We start from the raw sequence: 17,787 nt of genomic DNA on the forward strand, positions 1-17,787 counted from the left end.
TTACTCATAAAAACTGAGTATTCTGTATTATTGCTATTTTTAAACGAATATCTTAATTATAGTATGAAAATAGTAAAAAAAATAGGATGGGTAGCATTAGGATTATTGTTAATCATTCAGTTCATTCCAACAGAAAAGAATAATGGAGAATTAAGCTCTTTAGATGCTTTTGTGACTGAGACTAAACCTTCTCAAGAAGTTCAAAAAATTTTAAAAAATGCGTGTTATGACTGTCATAGTGATAAAACAAACTATCCTTGGTATCATTCAGTAGCTCCGATTAATTTTTGGATGAATCACCACGTAGAAGACGGAAAAAAACATTTAAACTTTTCTAAATGGGCAGCTTATTCTTTAAAGAGAAAAGAACACAAAATGGAAGAGTTTTGGGAAGAAGTTGAGGAAAAACACATGCCTTTAAATTCATATACTTGGACACACAGTGAAGCGAAATTAACGGATGAACAAATAACGGAAGTAGTAAACTGGGCAAAAACTGTTCAAGCTAATTACGAAGCTCAAATTCAAAAATAGTTGCGTAAAAAAGTTCTAATTATCGGATATGTATGGGTTGAACCAAATTCTTCTGCGGCAGGTGGAAGAATGTTACAGCTCATTCAGTCTTTTATAAATACAAATTACCAAGTTGTTTTTGCAAGTCCTGCCCAAAAAGGAGATAAAGCAATTGAGTTGTCGAAACTAGGAGTAGAGGAAGTTCAAATAGAGCTGAATTCTTCCAGTTTTGACACCTATATTAAAGAACTTCAGCCAGAAATCGTACTGTTCGATCGATTTATGATGGAGGAACAGTTTGGTTGGCGAGTAGCTGAATTTTGTCCGAAAGCATTACGGATTTTAGATACTGAAGATCTTCATTTTTTAAGAAAGGTAAGACATCAGCAGCTTAAAAAAGGAATTCCATTTTCTGAAGAAGCACTTTTAAAATCTATCGATGCTAAAAGAGAAGTTGCTTCAATTTTGCGTTGTGATTTGAGTTTGATTATTTCTTCTTATGAAGTTGAATTATTAACAACGACTTTCAAGATTGATCCATCTTTGTTATTGTATTTACCTTTTATGCTAGACTCAATTTCTAATGCTACAATCGACTCTTGGTTGCCATTTTCAGAAAGAGAGAACTTTGTGTTTATTGGGAATTATTTTCATCAACCAAATATAGATGCCGTTTTAGAATTGAAGAAAATATGGCCGACAATTAGGAAGAAATTACCCCAAGCTGAAGTACATGTTTACGGGTCTTATGTCAATCAACAAATTCAACAATTACATAAACCTGAACAAGGATTTCTGGTGAAAGGTTTTGCAGAAAATGCAAACGAAGTTGTGTCTAAAGCAAAAGTGGTTTTAGCACCAATACGATTTGGAGCTGGCATAAAAGGTAAATTAACTGAAGCTATGCTTTGTGGAACTCCAAGTGTAACTACTATTATTGGAGCAGAAGGAATGCATGAAGATCTTCCATGGAATGGCTTTATAACCAATTCAGAAGATGATTTTACCGATAAAGCGGTTACTCTTTATACCGATGAGAATGTTTGGGAAACGGTTCAGGAAAACGGAATAGCTATAATAAATTCAATTTATAATAGGGAGCTTTTAGAAACTAGTTTTATAGATAGAATTAACGAGTTAATCTTGGATTTAGAAAATCATAGAACCAATAATTTCTTAGGTTCATTATTGCAACACCAAACACTTCAATCAACTAAATACATGAGTAAGTGGATTGAAGAGAAGAATAAGAAAGAGACCGATTAATCAATCATTGCTACAACTCTCGCAGGAGCAGCTGAGGCACCAATGATTTTTAAAGGAAACACAGCAACTTTAAACCCAGAGTAAGGTAATGCGTCTAAATTAACTAGTTGTTCCATGTGCCAGTATTCCTTGTCTTGTCCGACTAAATGAGCTTCCCAGAATAATTCAGAATTGTTTGTTTCTTTAGCTTTTTGAAGCATGTATGGAAGTGGTAAATCCCATCCCCAAGAATCAATTCCCATAACTTTTATTCCTTTATCAATAAGCCAAGAAGTAGCTTCTGCACTCATTCCTGTACCAATTTTATGGAAGTCTTTTGTACCATTGTATTTATCGCGACCTGTTTTTATCAATACAATCATTCCAGATTGAATTTCTAAATTGTTTTCTAAAAGAAACTTTTCAATATCATTAACGGTAATTGGATCAAAATCAACCTTGTGTTTCATGTCGATTACAATTCCATCTGCGTAGCAAATATCTAGTGGAATTTCATCAATAGTTTTAGATTTTTCTCCATTTGTTGTTGGTGAATAATGCCAAGGTGCATCTATATGTGTTGTAGAATGAACTCCCATCTTTTGAATAGTATCATCTGCCCATCCAGTAAAATTTTTAGGAAATAATTTAAAAGGTAAGCCTAAAAAGCGAATCAACCACTTTGCCTTTTTATGCGGTTTATGTTTGATCTTTACTTTCATAAACCAAGGGTCGTTCTTATTGTATTGAATTGGCTTAGATAGGTCGATAATTTTCATTTCGTAGGTAATTAGATTATTTGGAATGACTAAAATAGTTTATTCTTTTTTGGGTTGATAGTCGGTTGGTAGTAAATCGCCCATTTTTTCATAAGCCCAGTATTGTTCTGTAAAAATCCCCAATGGGTTTACCAATTTACCAGAAGGTAAAATCTCAATAGGTTTTTCGAGCAATTGAATAGTAGATTCCTGTTGATTAAGTCTTTTGCCAAAACGTCTATAGTTTAATTCTTCTTTTTCTTTCTTGTATATTACTTCAAGCCAAAAATTAAAATTTAAAAAGGTTTTTCCTTTCATTCTAAACACCAAATCATCGTAGTTTAAATTTTGTTTTAAAGGAATATTTTTCGTTTTCTCACCATTCTTTAAGATGATTTTTTGCTTTTTAAATTGATTAATAACAAAACCTTCTTCTTGTACATTTGCCATATACAAACTTCTAAAAAAGTGAAGTAACGATCCGTTATATGCTTTAAGGCGATTCTTTTCCCATCGTTTTTGCTGTCTTTTAGTTCCTTTTAATGCAACATATCTTGCGTGTCCATAAAAGGAAGTAGCTTTAGCATCGGCAGTAAATTTTACCAAGTCGTAGTATATTTTATATCCTAATTTAGAGTTAAGAATTTCAATGGGTTTTTTGGCTTTGACGGTTAATTTGTTAGTTCGTGAGTTTAAATAATATTTCAATACTTCAGGATTTAAAACTTCGCAGCCTTGAGCGAAATTTGTATTACCAATAAATGCCTGACGGAATCGTTTAAAATCCTTAAAATTATTTTTAGGATTGATGTCTAATGCTACCTCGTTTAATAATTCATTGTCTTCTTCAAGTTGAACAGTTACATATTCATCTTTTTCAAGAGTAATTGGTTTCTGAATTGTTTTAAATCCCATAAAATAAATAACCAAGGTGTAGTTATCATTCGGTGCTCTTAATTCAAATTCTCCATTTTCATTTGAAATTGTACCGATGGTAGTATTATTCAAAAAAACAGAAGCACCCTCTAACGGATTATTATTGTTGTCAATAACTTTTCCTGTAATGGTTTTTTGTGCTAGTATTGAGAGGGTTAAAAAACAAAATAGTATTAAGGGTATCGCTTTCATAATGCAAATTTGTATTTAAAAATAAGCATTTTATCAAAAGACTTTACAACCGATTGTTTTATTTGTTTTTGGATGGCTGATAATCCAAAGGAAGCATGGTTGCAAAAGCTTCAAATCCCCAATATTCCTCTTGGTAAAAAGCACTTGGATCTAAAAGAATTCCTGATGGATCTATTTGCACTTTTCCGTTTGATAAAACTAAGTGAGAAGTTTGAACGTTCAATGGTTTTCTTCTTCTACTCCAAAACACTCCTTTTATGAAATTTTCTTCTTCTGGTTCTTTTGTGTAAACTATTGATAAATAATCTTTAAAATCTAAAAAAGGAACGTCTTTTTCAAAAGAAATCATTTCCTCATAAGGAACATTTTTTTTGTATAAATAATCTCGAAACTTTGGAAGCTCTCGTGCTTTTTTGAGTGTTAATCTTGTGCTATCAAGTTTAGTTTTTGGTGCTGTTACAGGAATGGAAAAGTCGATTACATTTCCATGTAATTTGATGTATTCTCTTGCAAAATTAATTTCTTCTTCAGAAGGTCTTTCTTCATTTTTCACCCTTCTAAATTGATTCACTACAAATCCGTCTTGTTCAAATTCTTTGGCTAAAAGACTTCTTAAAAAATGCATTTGTGAACCATTATAAGCAGTTAACCTATTTTGTTTCCACTTAGTACGAATTGTTTTTCGAAGATTTTGATATTGAGCATAACCACTAAAAAACACTTTTTCACTATCTAATGTAAAATCAACCAAATCATACGTAATTAAATAACCTAAGCCAGTATGCTTAATTTTTAATGGCTTTTTAGCAAAAGCTGTTAATGTATTTGTTTTTCGATTGAAATCAAAATGCAAGTCTTTTTCATTTAATATTTTACATTCTTCAGCTAATTTTGTTCTTCCTAAAAAAGCTTTTTTAAAACTAGCTAAATTGTATTTCCATTCATCATCATATTTTGTGTTAGGAATCTCTACCACATTTAGCATCTCATTATCTTCCTCTAAGGAAATTGTGAGAAAAGAAGTATTACTTATGTCTAGTTGCTTTTGATATGTTTTATAGCCTAAATAAGAAACTACAAGCGTATAATTATTATTACTGGCATTCAACTCAAATTCACCATTTACATCTGTTAAAGTACCAATAGTAGTATTGTTAAAATAAACTGAAGCACCTTCTAATGGAGTATTAGTTTTGTCAATAATTTTTCCTTTAACGAGGTATTGAGCAAAAATAAATTGGCAGGTACCTAAAAGAAAAATGAAAAGTCCCTTTTTCATGAAAATAAATTTTGTCTAAAAATAGGGACTTCATAAAAATTAACTTCTTAAAAATGTATTAATTCTCCGTCTTCAGGAATATAAGTTTTTTGTAATAAGTTTCTTTCAAGAAGAATTTCACGTAGTTGCTTTCTAGTAGTGGGACAATGATTTACAGCTTCCATATGATTAGCTATAACTTTACTAGGTGCGTTTTCAATAAATTTTACGATGTCTTTTACTGTCATTAAAAGAGGTTTGAAAATATCAAACTGTGCAGCGCCAGCAGCTACAATACTAATAGCAGGTTTGTATTCTTTTAAAACTTTATCTACATGATTTGTATAAATGGTGTCAGAACTTATGTAAATAGAAGGTTCATTAGGAAGTTGAATGAAAAAACCCATGACATTTCCCATAGGTTTTGATACAAATCCGTAACCATGTTTCGCTGGGATTCCTTCGATTTTTCCGCCTAAAAAAGAAGTTTCTTTCCAATATTGAATAGTACTTACTACGTTTAATCCTTTCTTACGGAACGTTTTTTCATCTAAAACACTACAACTAACAGGAATGTTATTTTTAATTAAAAATCGTTCTGCAGCCATATCGATATGATCTGGATGCGTATGTGTAATAAGACAATGCGTAACTTTTTCGAGAATAGCATTAGTCTGTTCTGGAAGTGGTACTGTAGGATTCTTTCTTGCTTTAAATCGTATAAATGAAAAAGGAGGAAGAATTCCTTTTTTTCCTAACATTGGATCTACTAAAATTACTGCTTCATTGGTTTCAATAACCATAGTTGCATTTCTAATGTGATGAATTTTCATGGATATTATTTTTAACAAAGTAACTCGTTAGTATAATCTTTCCCATTGATTCAAATCAAGAAATACGTTTTCGAATTCTACTGAGAGTTTCAGGGGTAATATTTAAGTAGGAAGCAATATGATATTGAGGAATTTTTTCTAACCAATGAGTTTTATAAATAAATAGTTCTTGGTACAATTCATCAGCAGACTTTGTAATCCTATTATATTCAAATAACTCTTTTTGTTTTAGCAATTTCTGAAAAGATAAATCAATAAAAGATTTACCACATTCATATTTCTCTAAGAGTTTTGTGAAAGGTTCTTTTTCTATAGTTAATAATTCTATGTCACTTAAAGCTTCTTGATTTTTATTTGTAGAACTATTATTACTGAAAGAAAATAAGTCGGAAACAAATTGAGGTTTCGTGTAAAAATTAATATTGGTTTCTTTTTCGGGAGTAGCATAAAACTCTCTTACAATTCCGGAATTTAAAAAACGCAGTTCTTTTTCAGAAGTATTAGCTTTTAACAGAATTTCACCTTTCTTAAACTCTTTTCTTTTGAACAACGATAAAAGTTCTTCAATTCCATGTTGGTTTAATGGATATTCTGTTTCAAAGAATTTAGAAATCTTATCGTACATATGTTTAAATTAAAAAGAGTTGCAAACAGTTTTTAGTGTTTGCAACTCAAAAATATAGGTTAAGCTGTTAAAAGGCCAGCTCTTTTTAATAAAGCTTCTGGTTTTGGTTCTTGTCCACGAAATCTTTTGTATAATTCCATAGGTTTTTCAGTTCCTCCTTTAGATAATACATGCTCTTTAAATTTAGATGCAACAGTTTTGTTGAAAATACCTTTTTCTTTAAAATATTCAAAAGCATCGGCATCTAAAACTTCTGCCCATTTATACGAATAATATCCAGCAGAGTAACCTCCCTGAAAAATATGAGAGAAAGCAGTACTCATACAATTCTCAGCAACATCAGGATACAATTTTGTATTACTAAACGCTTCCAATTCAAATTCTTTAACAGAAGTTATATCTTCTGGATTTCCTGAATGCCAACTCATATCTAATAAACCAAAACTTAATTGGCGTAAGGTTTGCATTCCCTCCTGGAACGTAGCAGACTCTTTTATTTTTTGAATAAATTCCATCGGAATGGTTTCTCCTGTTTCATAGTGCTTCGCAAAAAGTTCTAAAGCCTCTTTTTCGTAACACCAGTTTTCTAAAACCTGACTTGGTAATTCTACAAAATCCCAAGAAACAGAGGTTCCAGATAAACTTTTATAGGTAGTGTTTGCTAACATTCCATGTAGTGCATGACCAAATTCATGGAATAAGGTAGTCACTTCATTAAAAGTTAGTAATGAAGGTTTAGTAGCTGTTGGTTTGGTAAAATTACAAACTATAGAAACCTGTGGTCGATCATTTACACTATTTTTAATCTGTTGTGATTTATAAGATGTCATCCAAGCACCATTACGTTTTCCTGGTCTCGGATGAAAATCTGCATAAAGATGCGAAACAAAATTTCCTTTACCATCGGTAACGTTGTATGTTTTTACATCTTCGTGGTATTTTTCTATTGAATCAATTTCTTCAAAATTTAAATCAAATAAACGATTAGAAACTTCAAAAACACCGTTGATTACATTCTCTAGTTTAAAGTATGGTTTTAAGGCTTCTTGATCTAAATCGAATAACTCTTTCTTTAGTTTTTCTGAATAATACGCACTATCCCATTTTTCAAGACGTTCTATATTATCAAGTTCTTTAGCATAATTTTCAAGATGCTTAAATTCGCGCTCTGCGGCAGGTTTTGCTTTTTCTAATAAATCATTTAAGAACGAAAGAACTTTTTCAGGAGTTTCAGCCATACGTTCTTCTAAAACAAAATGTGAGTGAGAATTATACCCTAGAAGTTGGGCTCTTTTATAACGAAGTTTTACAATTTGTAACACAATTTCCTCGTTGTTGTTATCATTATTTTGAAAACCTTTTTTGCCCATTGCAATAGACAATTTTTTTCGTAATTCTCTATTTTCAGCATAGGTCATAAAAGGAATATAACTTGGATAATCTAAGGTAATTAACCAGCCTTCTTTTTCTTTTTGCTCTGCCATTAACTTTGCAGCTTCTTTTGCTCCTTCTGGTAATCCTTTTAAATCTTCTTCATCCGTTAATAATAATTCAAATGCATTGGTGTCAGCTAATACATTTTCTCCAAACTGAAGCGATAATCTCGAAAGTTCCGTGTCTAGTTTTCTCAGTTCAGATTTTTTCTCATCATTCAAATTCGCACCATTTCTTGAAAAGCCTTTATATTGTTTGTCAAGTAACATATCTTCCTCAGGAGTTAATGTTAATGACGCTCTTTGATCGTATACTGCTTTAACTCTTTTGAATAAATCAGCGTTTAAAATCATATCGTTTTTAAATTCACTTAACCAAGGAGAAATATCTTTCGCTATTTTCTGAATTTCTTCATTCGTTTCAGCAGAGTTTAAGTTGAAAAATATTGAAGTAATTCTATCTAATTTCTCTCCTGTGTTATCTAGTGCTTCGGTGGTATTTTGAAAAGTAGGAGCGTCCGTGTTTTTAACAATTTGTTCAATTTCTTCTTTCGCCATTGCAATTGCTTCTTTGATGGCTGTTTTATAATGTTCTTCTTTTATTTGAGTAAAAGGAGGAGTATTGAAATCTTGTAATAATGGATTGTTCATTTTACTATTATATTTTGGTTCTAAATAGACAAAACCTCATAAAAAAGTTGTTTTATGAGGTTTTATGATATTCTTGTTACTAAGGTACTTATTTTTTTACGCGTTCTGAAGCTTTTTCTACTTTTAATTTTAAGCCTTCTTTGTAAGCAATAATTTTATCTAAAACACATTTATCAGAAGCACCAATTATTTGAGCTGCTAAAATTCCAGCGTTTTTAGCTCCATCTAAAGCTACAGTGGCTACAGGAACACCTCCTGGCATTTGTAAAATGGATAAAACAGAATCCCACCCATCAATAGAGTTTCTACTTTTAACAGGAACACCAATTACAGGTAGCGGACTCATACTTGCTACCATTCCTGGTAAATGCGCTGCTCCGCCAGCACCAGCAATAATTACTTGTATACCTCTTTTGTGAGCGTTGGTAGCGTAATCAAATAATTTTTCTGGAGTTCTATGAGCAGATACAATATCTACCTCAATTTGAATGTCCATACTTTCTAATACATCTATTGCTTCTTGCATAATTGGAAGATCTGAATCGCTTCCCATGATAATTCCTACCATATTCTTTTATTTTGAGATAACTTTTACAGTTTCTTTTACTATCTGTGCTAGTTCTCTAGCTTTATCAATATCTTTATTTACAATGGTTACATGTCCCATTTTGCGGAAAGGCTTAGTGTGGGTTTTACCATAGATATGAGGAGTAACTCCTTCAATTTCTAAGATAGATTCCATGTTTTCATAAACAACCTCACCGGTATGGCCTTCAGCACCAACTAAGTTTACCATAATTCCAGCAACTTTACTATCGGTATTTCCCAAAGGAAGGTTTAAAATACTTCTTATATGTTGTTCAAATTGACTCGTATAACTTGCTTCAATACTGTAATGTCCAGAATTGTGTGTTCTTGGAGCTGCTTCATTTACTAAAATTTCATCATTTTGAGTTTGAAACATCTCGACAGCTAAAAGTCCAATAAAATCAAATTTATCAGCAACTTTTAAGGCAATTTCTCTAGCTTTATTTGCAACATTATTATCTATTCTCGCTGGACAAATTACATATTCTACTTGGTTTGCTTCAGGGTGAAATTCCATTTCAACAACCGGATAGGTTTTAATTTCTCCTTTCAGGTTTCTAGCTACAATTACAGCTAATTCGTTCTTAAAAGGCACCAATTTTTCAGCGATACATTCACCTTCAGGTAAAGATTGTAAATCAGTATAATTTTTAACCACTTTTACGCCATTACCATCATAGCCAAATCGAGCAGATTTCCATACAAAAGGAAATTGGATGATTCCGTTTTCATAAGAATGTTTTAATTCTTCTAAGTAAGCGAAATGAGTAAAATCGGCAGTAGGGATATTATGTTGGGTGTAGAATTTCTTTTGTTGTGCTTTGTTCTGAATAATCCTTAGATTCTTCGGCTTTGGATAGATTGGTAACCCTTCTTTTTCCAATTGTTCTAATGCATCAATATTTACATTTTCAATTTCAATTGTTAGTAGGTCTACCTTTTTTCCGAAGTTATAAACGGTATCAAAATCAAGTAAATCTCCTTGGTGGAATTCGTTACATATTTGTGCACAAGGAGCATCTTTAGATTTGTCTAAAATAGCCGTATAAATATCCAATTTTTGAGTTTCTGCAAGTAGCATTCTTCCTAATTGTCCTCCACCTAATACGCCTAATTTAAAATCAGAAGAGAAATAGTGTTTCACTTTAATAAATAAATTTGTGTTGTGCACACAAAAGTAATAATCTTAATTGGTGTTAAAGAATTATTTAACGGCTAATTTGCAGCGCAGTACTACTAATTTGTTGCACGGTATATTCTAAAGCAAAACAACCTTGCCCATTAATAGGTGAACCATTAAGAGAATTGTATTCTTTTTGACTACAAGGACAAATCATTTTTAGTCCGTCAAAAGTCATTGAAGAAGAGCAATCTCTTTCAGGACACTCTAAATCGTAAGCTTTAAATGCAGATGAAGTTCTTCTGATGATTAACACATTTCTTCCTCCTAAAACAACTGAAGTATGTCCTCCAGGAACTTGAATATCTATGAATTGAGGGTTGGATAAATTTATGGTTTCGTTAAGCGTAATACCAAAAAAGCAATTGTTTGTATTGGTGTCATTAGTACAACTAATCATAAGTAAACCAGTAAGTAAAATCAGAATCTTTTTCATTTTAAGAAAGCTTTATCTATCCTTTAGAAGCGCTAATTTACAAATATTTTGTACATTTGTAAGAAGATCTCATTCCTAACGGACTGGGATTTTTAAATTTTATAACCCCCGATATCGATGGTTATAATTTGGCGCTTAGTGAAATTATATCACTCAAAACGCTAAGGAATCAAATTAATTATTTAAACCTAGAACAAATGAGTCAAGTATCATATTATACAGAGGAAGGACTAAAGAAGCTAAAAGATGAATTAGCTCATTTAGAACAAGTTGAGCGTCCTAGAGTTTCACAGGAAATTGCAGACGCAAGAGATAAAGGAGATTTAAGTGAGAATGCTGAATATCATGCAGCTAAAGAAGAGCAATCGTTGCTAGAAACTAAAATAGCAAAGCTTAAAAATGTGGTTGCAAATGCAAGAATCATTGATGAAAGTCAACTAGATAATTCTAAAATTTTAATACATTCAATCGTAAAGTTAAAGAACTCAACGAATGGAATGGAGTTTACCTATACGTTAGTTGCAGATAGTGAAAGTGATGTAAGAAATGGAAAGTTGTCTGTTAATTCACCAATTGGTAAAGGATTACTAGGGAAAACAGTTGGAGATGTCGCTGAAATCCAAGTTCCAAACGGTCTTATGAAATTTGAGGTTTTAGAAATCTCAAGATAAAAAAATTTACGCGTTGTTTTTACAACGCGTTTTTTAACACCTAAACTTAAAATATAAAATGGCCAGTATTTTTACTAAAATAGTTAGCGGAGAAATTCCTTCTTATAAGATTGCTGAAGATGAAAATTTTTACGCTTTTTTAGATATCAACCCAAATGCAATAGGGCATACATTGGTAATTCCTAAGAAAGAAGAAAACAAGATTTTTGATTTATCTAAAGATACATTCCTAGGTTTGATGGATTTTAGTTATCGTGTTGCTAAAGCCTTAGAAAAAACGATTTCTTGTGAAAGAATAGGTATGAGTGTAATTGGATTAGAAGTACCACATGTACACGTACATTTAATACCAATAAATACGATGACAGACATGCAATTTGTAAAGAAAGAAAAATTATCTAATGAGGATTTCATAGCCATAGCTGATAAAGTTTCGAATGCTTTTGAATAAATGAAGAAGTGGTTGAAAGCAGGACTTGTTTGGGGTATGATGATGTTTGTAATTATGACATTCATTTACCCTTATTTTAATAATGAAGAAATTACAACTAAAAGTATTGTTATAGGCTTTATATTATGGACAATTGGTGGGGTTCTATTTGGTAGAACATTAAAAAACAATTATAAGGAATAGTTCTTTTATTATACTTTATATAATTGTATTTCAAAGGTAGTTCCTTTGTTTAACTCAGATTTTTTTACAAATATTCTACCTTTATGATAGTCTTCAATAATTCGTTTTGATAAAGATAATCCTAATCCCCAACCTCTTTTTTTAGTAGTAAATCCTGGTTTAAAAATTTGATTAAATTTCGATTTTGGAATTCCTTTTCCGGTATCTGAAACATACACAAATATTCGCTGGTCATCCTCGCTTATATCAATAGAAACAGCTCCTTTTCCCTGCATTGCATCAATGGCATTTTTAATTAAATTCTCAATTACCCAACCATAAAGTTCCTTGTTAATCTTTGTATACATTTCATTGTTAGAGGTTTGAAATGAAAAATCAACTTGTTTAGAACTTCTAGATTCTAAATAACTAAAAATGTTATGTGTTATTTCAATAATGTTATTTCTTTCAAGATTAGGAGAAGAACCAATTTTAGAAAAACGATTCGCAATAATATTCAGTCTATCAACATCTTTTTCAATTTCCGCGACATATTCTTGATTGATGTTTTCTGTTTTTAAAATAGTAACCCAGCCTAATAAAGAGGAAAGAGGCGTACCTATTTGATGTGCAGTTTCTTTCGCCATTCCAGTCCAAAGCTTATTTTGATCGGCAATTTTGCTAGAATTAAAGAATAAATAAATGACACCTAAGAAAAGACCAAGTATAAGAATTAATGCAATCGGATAATAGGTTAGCTTTTGTAATAAATCAGAATCTCGATAGTAGATGTATTCTTTTCTTCCTAAGTAGTTAATTTCTATAGGCTTGTTTTGTCTTTTCATTTTTGCCAATTGATCTTGTAAATAAAAAGGATCATGAGTTCTGTTTTCATCCAAATTATGAACTTCACCTATACTACCATTAACACTTGTTAAAATACACGGAATTTCGTTGTTTTCGAGAACCTTTAACTCTAAATTCATATCTGCATCCAAGTTAGGAGTATTTCCAACTCTTTCTAAAGCATAGGCAAACTGCTCCATTTTTTCTCTTTCCTCTTGTTTAAATTTTTTAAAAAACACGTATGTATTCCATAAAATCAATGAAACAATAATAAAAGAGATTAGAATGATTAATCTTTTCCCTGAAAATAATTTCTTAAAAGAGTTCAACATGTTTCAAATATAAACTATTCTTAAAGTATAACTTTTTTGTTAAATCCATAGTATATTTACACTAAATAAAATCTAAACAACAACACATGTTAACAATTGATCCTAAAGAAATATCTACAGGAAAATTACATCAATATTTATTGGGAGCCATTGCGCCTAGACCTATTGCTTTTGCAAGTACAATTGACGAAGATGGTAATCCAAATTTATCACCTTTTAGTTTTTTTAATGTATTCGGAGCGAATCCTCCAATCATGATATTTTCACCTGCAAGAAGTGTTAGAAATAATACAACTAAACACACATTAGATAATGCAGAAGTTGTAAAAGAAGTGGTTATTAATGTTGTAAATTATGATATTGTTCAACAAATGTCATTAAGTAGTACAATGTATCCTAAAGGAGTTAATGAATTTGAAAAAGCAGGGTTAACAATGCTTCCTTCAGATATAGTTAAACCTTTTAGAGTTGCAGAATCTCCAGTTCAATTTGAGTGTAAAGTAATTGATATTATTTATACAGGAAAAGAAGGCGGAGCAGGAAATTTAATAGTTTGTGAAGTGGTTAAAGTACACATTAAAGAGGAGGTATTAGACGAAGAAGGATTAATTGATCAGCATAAAATTGATTTGGTAGCTAGAGCAGGAGGGAACTACTATTCAAGAGCAAGAGATGGTTTTTTTGAAATCCCAAAGCCTTTATCAACTTTAGGAATCGGTGTCGATCAAATTCCTGCATCTATAAGAAATAGTCATATACTTACTGGAAATAATTTAGGTGTTTTAGGAAATGTAGAAGCATTACCAAGTCAGGATGTTGTTGATAACTTTGCTAAAGAACATCCTGAGTATGTTGGAGTATCAGAAGAAAAAAAGCATACATTTGCACAAGAATATTTATTAAAAAATGACGTTGAAAGTGCATGGAAAGTACTTTTAATTAAATAAGAAGATTATGGAAGTTATAGGGAAGATTAAAATTATTAACGATACACAAACTTTTGGAAGTAACGGTTTTAGAAAAAGAGAGTTAGTGTTAACTACTGATGAGCAATATCCTCAAATGTTAATGATAGAATTTGTTCAGGATAAATGTGATTTATTAAACAGTTTCCAAGTTGGTCAAGACGTTAAAGTTTCAATTAACTTACGAGGAAGAGAATGGATTAACCCTGAAGGAAAAGCTATGTATTTTAATTCAATCCAAGGATGGAGAATCGAAAACTTACAGCAAGCTGCCGCTCCTCAAAACATGCCACCAGTAGATCAATTTCAACCAGCTCCAGATTTATCTGATAACGAGCCAGACGATTTACCATTCTAAACAGAAAAATATTATAGAAAATAAAAAAAGAGTACTTTATTAGTACTCTTTTTTATTTTTTAGGCTCCTTTGGAGGCATTGGACCTCTCAGATGAATTATTAAGCCGTTTAAGAAATTTCGTAAAATTTGATCCCCACATTCCATGTACTTAGGATGATCTTCTTTTCTAAAGAAAGCTCCAAGTTCAGCTTTGGAAACTTTAAAGTCTACTAGTTCACAAATCTCTATAATATCTGTGTCTCTCAATTTATGAGCTACACGAAGCTTTTTGAAAATATCATTGTTTGTTAATGCCATACTGTAAAGATAGGTTAATTTACTACTGAAAAAATTGCCCAAGCATAGATTGCGAAACGTATAAATCTGAAAAGGCCAAAAACAATTACATTTTTAACAGGGTATTTTATCATACCAGCAGTTAAACAGCTAATAGCAAATGGCAAAGGTAATAATGCACCTACTAAGATTAAAAAACTACCCCATTTTTTGGTGTTCTTTAAATGCTTCGCCATTTTCACTTCAAGATACTCGCTAACCGCATCTATCTTTAGAGAGGCTTTACCTATATAATACGCAGTAATACCACCCAAATAAGATAAAGTTGCTAGAATAGATAAATTAAATATTGGTTCTTGAGTTTTTTTAGACCAAGCAATAAAAATTTCTGGTGGTACTAAACCTAGTATAGTTTCAGAGATAAAGAAAGTAATAAATAAGCTCGTTCTAGAAAAAGTCTCTGTCATTTTTTGAAGCCCGTCATTAATATTATAGACGTACTTATTAAATAACAAAAGTGCTACAATAATTAAAACTAAGGGTAAAAAGGCTTTCTTTAAACTTTCCCATATAAACATATAAAAACCTGTACGTTGATAGTAGTTATGCAGGCGTTTTACATGTGCGTCTTTGTTCTTTTTTTTAGGTTTTTTTGTCATTATCGTCTCCGTCAAACAATTAGCGTGCAAAAATAGGCAGGTTTTTAGTTTTACAAAAGTTAAATCTTATTATTTTTAGAGCTAATTTCGTTATTATGAAGATTACAAAAATCATTGAGAATCTTTTCAAAAAATACATTCCATCACCTTTTACAATTGCAGTTTTATTAACATTGTTAACGATTGTACTTGCGTTGGTTTTTACACTGCCTAAAAATGAGTCTGTAATAGGTTATTCAGCACAAGTGTTAGGTTTTTGGGAAGAAGGAATTTGGAATAATAGCTTACTTGTTTTTGCATATCAAATGATGCTGATTTTAGTGTTAGGACATGTGTTGGTACTAAGTAAACCAATGAGTAATCTTATTTTAAAGCTAACTAAATATTGCACAAATACTGCAAATAGTGCTATGCTTGTGAGTACAACAACTATGTTTGTTGCTTTTTTTAATTGGGGTTTAGGGTTAATTTTTGGTGCTTTGTTGGCTAGAAAAGTTGCAGAAGACGCCCAGCGAAGGGGAATAAAAATTAATTACCCAATTATTGGAGCCGCAGGTTATGTAGGTTTAATGGTGTGGCATGGTGGTATTTCAGGTTCCGCTCCTATTAAAATTAATGAAAAAGGACATATCAAGTCTATTATGGAAGCAGTTTCTTCTGATATGAACTTATCTAAAATACCAGATATTATAGATTACAGCCAAACTGTTTTTAGTTGGTGGAATTTACTGATTTTTATATCGGTTGTTTTATCAGTTGCGGCTACGTTTTATTTTATAGGAAGAAAGGCTGAGTCAACTCCAATTGATTTACCAGAGTATAAATTTGATAACGATAGTAATCAACCTGTAGAGAAATCAGAAAAATTAGATCGCTCTAAAGTTTTAGGATTTGTGTTAGGTTTTATTATTTTGATAACTTTTTTTATCAGATATTATAAAGATTTAGGAGCTTTAAAAATTACGCCTAATCTCATTAATTTATTTATGCTAGGTTTAGCAATTCTATTGCATAAAAATTTCAAGAGTTTTACCAATGCAATTGGAGAAGCAATCTCTGATGTTTCTGGAATTCTAATCCAGTTTCCACTCTATTTTGGAATTATGGGAATCATGAAATCAACAGGAATGGTTACGTTAATATCAAACTTTTTTGTTTCAATATCTTCAGCTACCACCTTACCTATTTTTACTTTTTTTAGTGCTGGTCTAGTCAATATTTTTGTGCCAAGTGGAGGAGGGCAATGGGTTATTCAAGGACCTGTAGTAATAGAATCGGCTTTGCAATTAGGAGTGCCGTTGCCAAAAGCTATCATGGCATTGGCTTATGGTGATCAAATAACAAATATGTTACAACCATTTTGGGCGTTACCGCTTTTAGGAATTACGAAGCTAAAGGCTAAAGAAATTTTACCATATACGCTAATAGCAATGTTTGTAGGAAGTATAATTTACATAATAGGTTTACTTGTTTTTTAATGTATTATTGGTTAGGAAAACATATTGAATTCCCGCCTCATGAAGTAGCTTCTGAAGAGGGTATAATTGCTTTAGGAGGTGATTTATCTACTGAAAGATTAATTTATGCTTACAAAAATGGAATTTTTCCTTGGTTTAATGAAGGAGAGCCTATAGTTTGGTATTCTCCAGTCGAAAGAATGGTCTTATTTCCAGAAGAGTTAAAGGTATCTAAGTCAATGAGGCAAGTGCTTCGAAAAAATGATTTTACGATTACAGAAAATAAGGCTTTTAAAGATGTGATCTTAGCGTGTAAAAAAATAGAAAGGAAAGATCAAGATGGCACATGGATTACAGATGATATGCTAGCTGCTTATACAAAATTACATGATATAGGAATTGCTAAATCTATAGAAGTATGGAATAAGGATGAATTAGTTGGTGGTTTATACGGTGTAGATTTACACAATGGTGTTTTCTGTGGAGAAAGTATGTTTAGTAACGTAAGCAATATGAGTAAAGTTGCGTTCATTTATTTAGCACAACAAATGAGTTATAAATTAATTGACTGTCAGGTTTATAATAATCATTTAGCAAGTCTTGGAGCAAGAGAAATTGATAGAAAAAACTTCCTAGAATATTTAAAATAAAAAAGTGTCTTGTTTTACTAAAACAAGACACCATATAATCCCCATAATGCTTCACCTTATCAAGTTGAAATACACTAAGACTTTGTTTCTAGAAAAAAGGTGTCTAATTAAAGACACCTTAGATACTTCATTCACTTTGGTTTAAACATATTTAGATGAAAACTCAAAAAGCCCTTGCTGCCAAGAAATTCTCCCAATACCTGGCATAATAATTTGTGAATGAATGTAATAGAACACATATAAATTTGAGAGGTTATGTTGAAAACAAATTTCTTTTAAAAAGATAAGTTCGAGGTTCTTTTTTTTAACTT

At 31.3% G+C, this 17,787-nt stretch carries 21 protein-coding genes; 9 read left to right on the forward strand and 12 right to left on the reverse strand.

All coding sequences use genetic code 11. The features are described from left to right. Positions 1-63 precede the first annotated feature (63 nt). Entirely contained in the window at positions 64-534 is a 471-nt protein-coding gene (locus EV195_RS03530) for a heme-binding domain-containing protein (RefSeq protein ID WP_132792986.1), read from the forward strand. Further along, the gene (locus EV195_RS03535) at positions 535-1,779 is read left to right on the forward strand and encodes a glycosyltransferase (RefSeq protein ID WP_243693056.1); all 1,245 of its coding nucleotides are present in this window, start codon (positions 535-537) and stop codon (positions 1,777-1,779) included. Here EV195_RS03535 and EV195_RS03540 read toward each other — a convergent pair. From EV195_RS03540 to EV195_RS03580, 9 genes are all read right to left on the reverse strand, one after another. Further along, positions 1,776-2,537, reverse strand: coding sequence for a cyclase family protein (locus EV195_RS03540; protein WP_132792989.1), 762 nt, complete (start codon positions 2,535-2,537; stop codon positions 1,776-1,778). The two genes, EV195_RS03535 and EV195_RS03540, sit on opposite strands and share 4 nt — an antisense overlap. 39 nt (positions 2,538-2,576) lie before the next feature. Further along, positions 2,577-3,644 carry a carboxypeptidase-like regulatory domain-containing protein gene (locus EV195_RS03545; RefSeq protein WP_132792992.1) on the reverse strand — a complete coding sequence of 356 codons (1,068 nt, stop codon included), beginning with the start codon at positions 3,642-3,644 and terminating at the stop codon, positions 2,577-2,579. A 58-nt stretch (positions 3,645-3,702) separates the two neighbouring features. Further along, entirely contained in the window at positions 3,703-4,923 is a 1,221-nt protein-coding gene (locus EV195_RS03550) for a carboxypeptidase-like regulatory domain-containing protein (RefSeq protein ID WP_132792995.1), read from the reverse strand. A gap of 47 nt (positions 4,924-4,970) precedes the next feature. After that, positions 4,971-5,735 (reverse strand): MBL fold metallo-hydrolase, encoded by a 765-nt coding sequence (locus tag EV195_RS03555; RefSeq protein WP_132792998.1) that lies wholly within the window; start codon positions 5,733-5,735, stop codon positions 4,971-4,973. A gap of 55 nt (positions 5,736-5,790) precedes the next feature. Next, a complete protein-coding gene (locus EV195_RS03560; RefSeq protein ID WP_132793001.1) occupies positions 5,791-6,360 on the reverse strand; it encodes a Crp/Fnr family transcriptional regulator in 570 nt (189 codons plus the stop codon). A gap of 59 nt (positions 6,361-6,419) precedes the next feature. Next, on the reverse strand, positions 6,420-8,444 hold the full coding sequence (locus EV195_RS03565) for a M3 family metallopeptidase (protein WP_132793004.1): 2,025 nt from the start codon (positions 8,442-8,444) through the stop codon (positions 6,420-6,422). 88 nt (positions 8,445-8,532) lie between these two features. Next, positions 8,533-9,012, reverse strand: coding sequence for a 5-(carboxyamino)imidazole ribonucleotide mutase (purE, locus tag EV195_RS03570; protein WP_132793007.1), 480 nt, complete (start codon positions 9,010-9,012; stop codon positions 8,533-8,535). A 6-nt stretch (positions 9,013-9,018) separates the two neighbouring features. Then, on the reverse strand, positions 9,019-10,176 hold the full coding sequence (locus tag EV195_RS03575) for a 5-(carboxyamino)imidazole ribonucleotide synthase (protein WP_132793010.1): 1,158 nt from the start codon (positions 10,174-10,176) through the stop codon (positions 9,019-9,021). Positions 10,177-10,240: 64 nt separating this feature from the next. Continuing rightward, positions 10,241-10,648: a Rieske (2Fe-2S) protein gene (locus tag EV195_RS03580; protein ID WP_132793013.1), complete on the reverse strand. Its 408-nt coding sequence runs from the start codon at positions 10,646-10,648 to the stop codon at positions 10,241-10,243. A gap of 197 nt (positions 10,649-10,845) precedes the next feature. Between EV195_RS03580 and greA the strand changes: the two genes are divergently transcribed. From greA to EV195_RS03595, 3 genes are read left to right on the forward strand one after another with little or no spacing between them, the layout of a single operon-like run. Then, a complete protein-coding gene (gene greA, locus EV195_RS03585; RefSeq protein ID WP_132793015.1) occupies positions 10,846-11,319 on the forward strand; it encodes a transcription elongation factor GreA in 474 nt (157 codons plus the stop codon). A gap of 58 nt (positions 11,320-11,377) precedes the next feature. Further along, the gene (locus EV195_RS03590) at positions 11,378-11,770 is read left to right on the forward strand and encodes an HIT family protein (protein WP_132793018.1); all 393 of its coding nucleotides are present in this window, start codon (positions 11,378-11,380) and stop codon (positions 11,768-11,770) included. Further along, positions 11,771-11,953: a hypothetical protein gene (locus EV195_RS03595; RefSeq protein ID WP_132793021.1), complete on the forward strand. Its 183-nt coding sequence runs from the start codon at positions 11,771-11,773 to the stop codon at positions 11,951-11,953. 8 nt (positions 11,954-11,961) lie between these two features. Here the strand turns inward: EV195_RS03595 and EV195_RS03600 are convergent, their stop codons facing one another. Further along, positions 11,962-13,110, reverse strand: coding sequence for a sensor histidine kinase (locus EV195_RS03600; RefSeq protein ID WP_132793024.1), 1,149 nt, complete (start codon positions 13,108-13,110; stop codon positions 11,962-11,964). An 86-nt stretch (positions 13,111-13,196) separates the two neighbouring features. Here EV195_RS03600 and EV195_RS03605 point away from each other — a divergent pair, with 86 nt between their 5' ends. Both EV195_RS03605 and EV195_RS03610 read left to right on the forward strand, forming a co-directional pair. Next, on the forward strand, positions 13,197-14,057 hold the full coding sequence (locus EV195_RS03605; protein WP_132793027.1) for a flavin reductase family protein: 861 nt from the start codon (positions 13,197-13,199) through the stop codon (positions 14,055-14,057). A 7-nt stretch (positions 14,058-14,064) separates the two neighbouring features. Beyond that, positions 14,065-14,433, forward strand: coding sequence for a DUF3127 domain-containing protein (locus EV195_RS03610; RefSeq protein ID WP_132793030.1), 369 nt, complete (start codon positions 14,065-14,067; stop codon positions 14,431-14,433). A gap of 52 nt (positions 14,434-14,485) precedes the next feature. On the opposite strand, the gene EV195_RS03615 is transcribed toward EV195_RS03610, so the two are convergent. Both EV195_RS03615 and EV195_RS03620 read right to left on the reverse strand, forming a co-directional pair. After that, on the reverse strand, positions 14,486-14,731 hold the full coding sequence (locus EV195_RS03615) for a DUF1456 family protein (protein WP_132793032.1): 246 nt from the start codon (positions 14,729-14,731) through the stop codon (positions 14,486-14,488). A 14-nt stretch (positions 14,732-14,745) separates the two neighbouring features. Next, the gene (locus EV195_RS03620; protein ID WP_132793035.1) at positions 14,746-15,369 is read right to left on the reverse strand and encodes a YqaA family protein; all 624 of its coding nucleotides are present in this window, start codon (positions 15,367-15,369) and stop codon (positions 14,746-14,748) included. Positions 15,370-15,464: 95 nt separating this feature from the next. Here EV195_RS03620 and EV195_RS03625 point away from each other — a divergent pair, with 95 nt between their 5' ends. Beyond that, positions 15,465-16,847, forward strand: a complete 1,383-nt coding sequence (locus EV195_RS03625; RefSeq protein ID WP_132793038.1) for a short-chain fatty acid transporter — start codon at positions 15,465-15,467, stop codon at positions 16,845-16,847. Beyond that, positions 16,847-17,476, forward strand: a complete 630-nt coding sequence (gene aat, locus EV195_RS03630) for a leucyl/phenylalanyl-tRNA--protein transferase (protein WP_132793041.1) — start codon at positions 16,847-16,849, stop codon at positions 17,474-17,476. Before EV195_RS03625 ends, aat begins: the two co-directional genes overlap by 1 nt. Positions 17,477-17,787 lie beyond the last annotated feature (311 nt).

Source organism: Tenacibaculum skagerrakense, assembly GCF_004345825.1.
Lineage (GTDB): Bacteria > Bacteroidota > Bacteroidia > Flavobacteriales > Flavobacteriaceae > Polaribacter > Polaribacter skagerrakensis.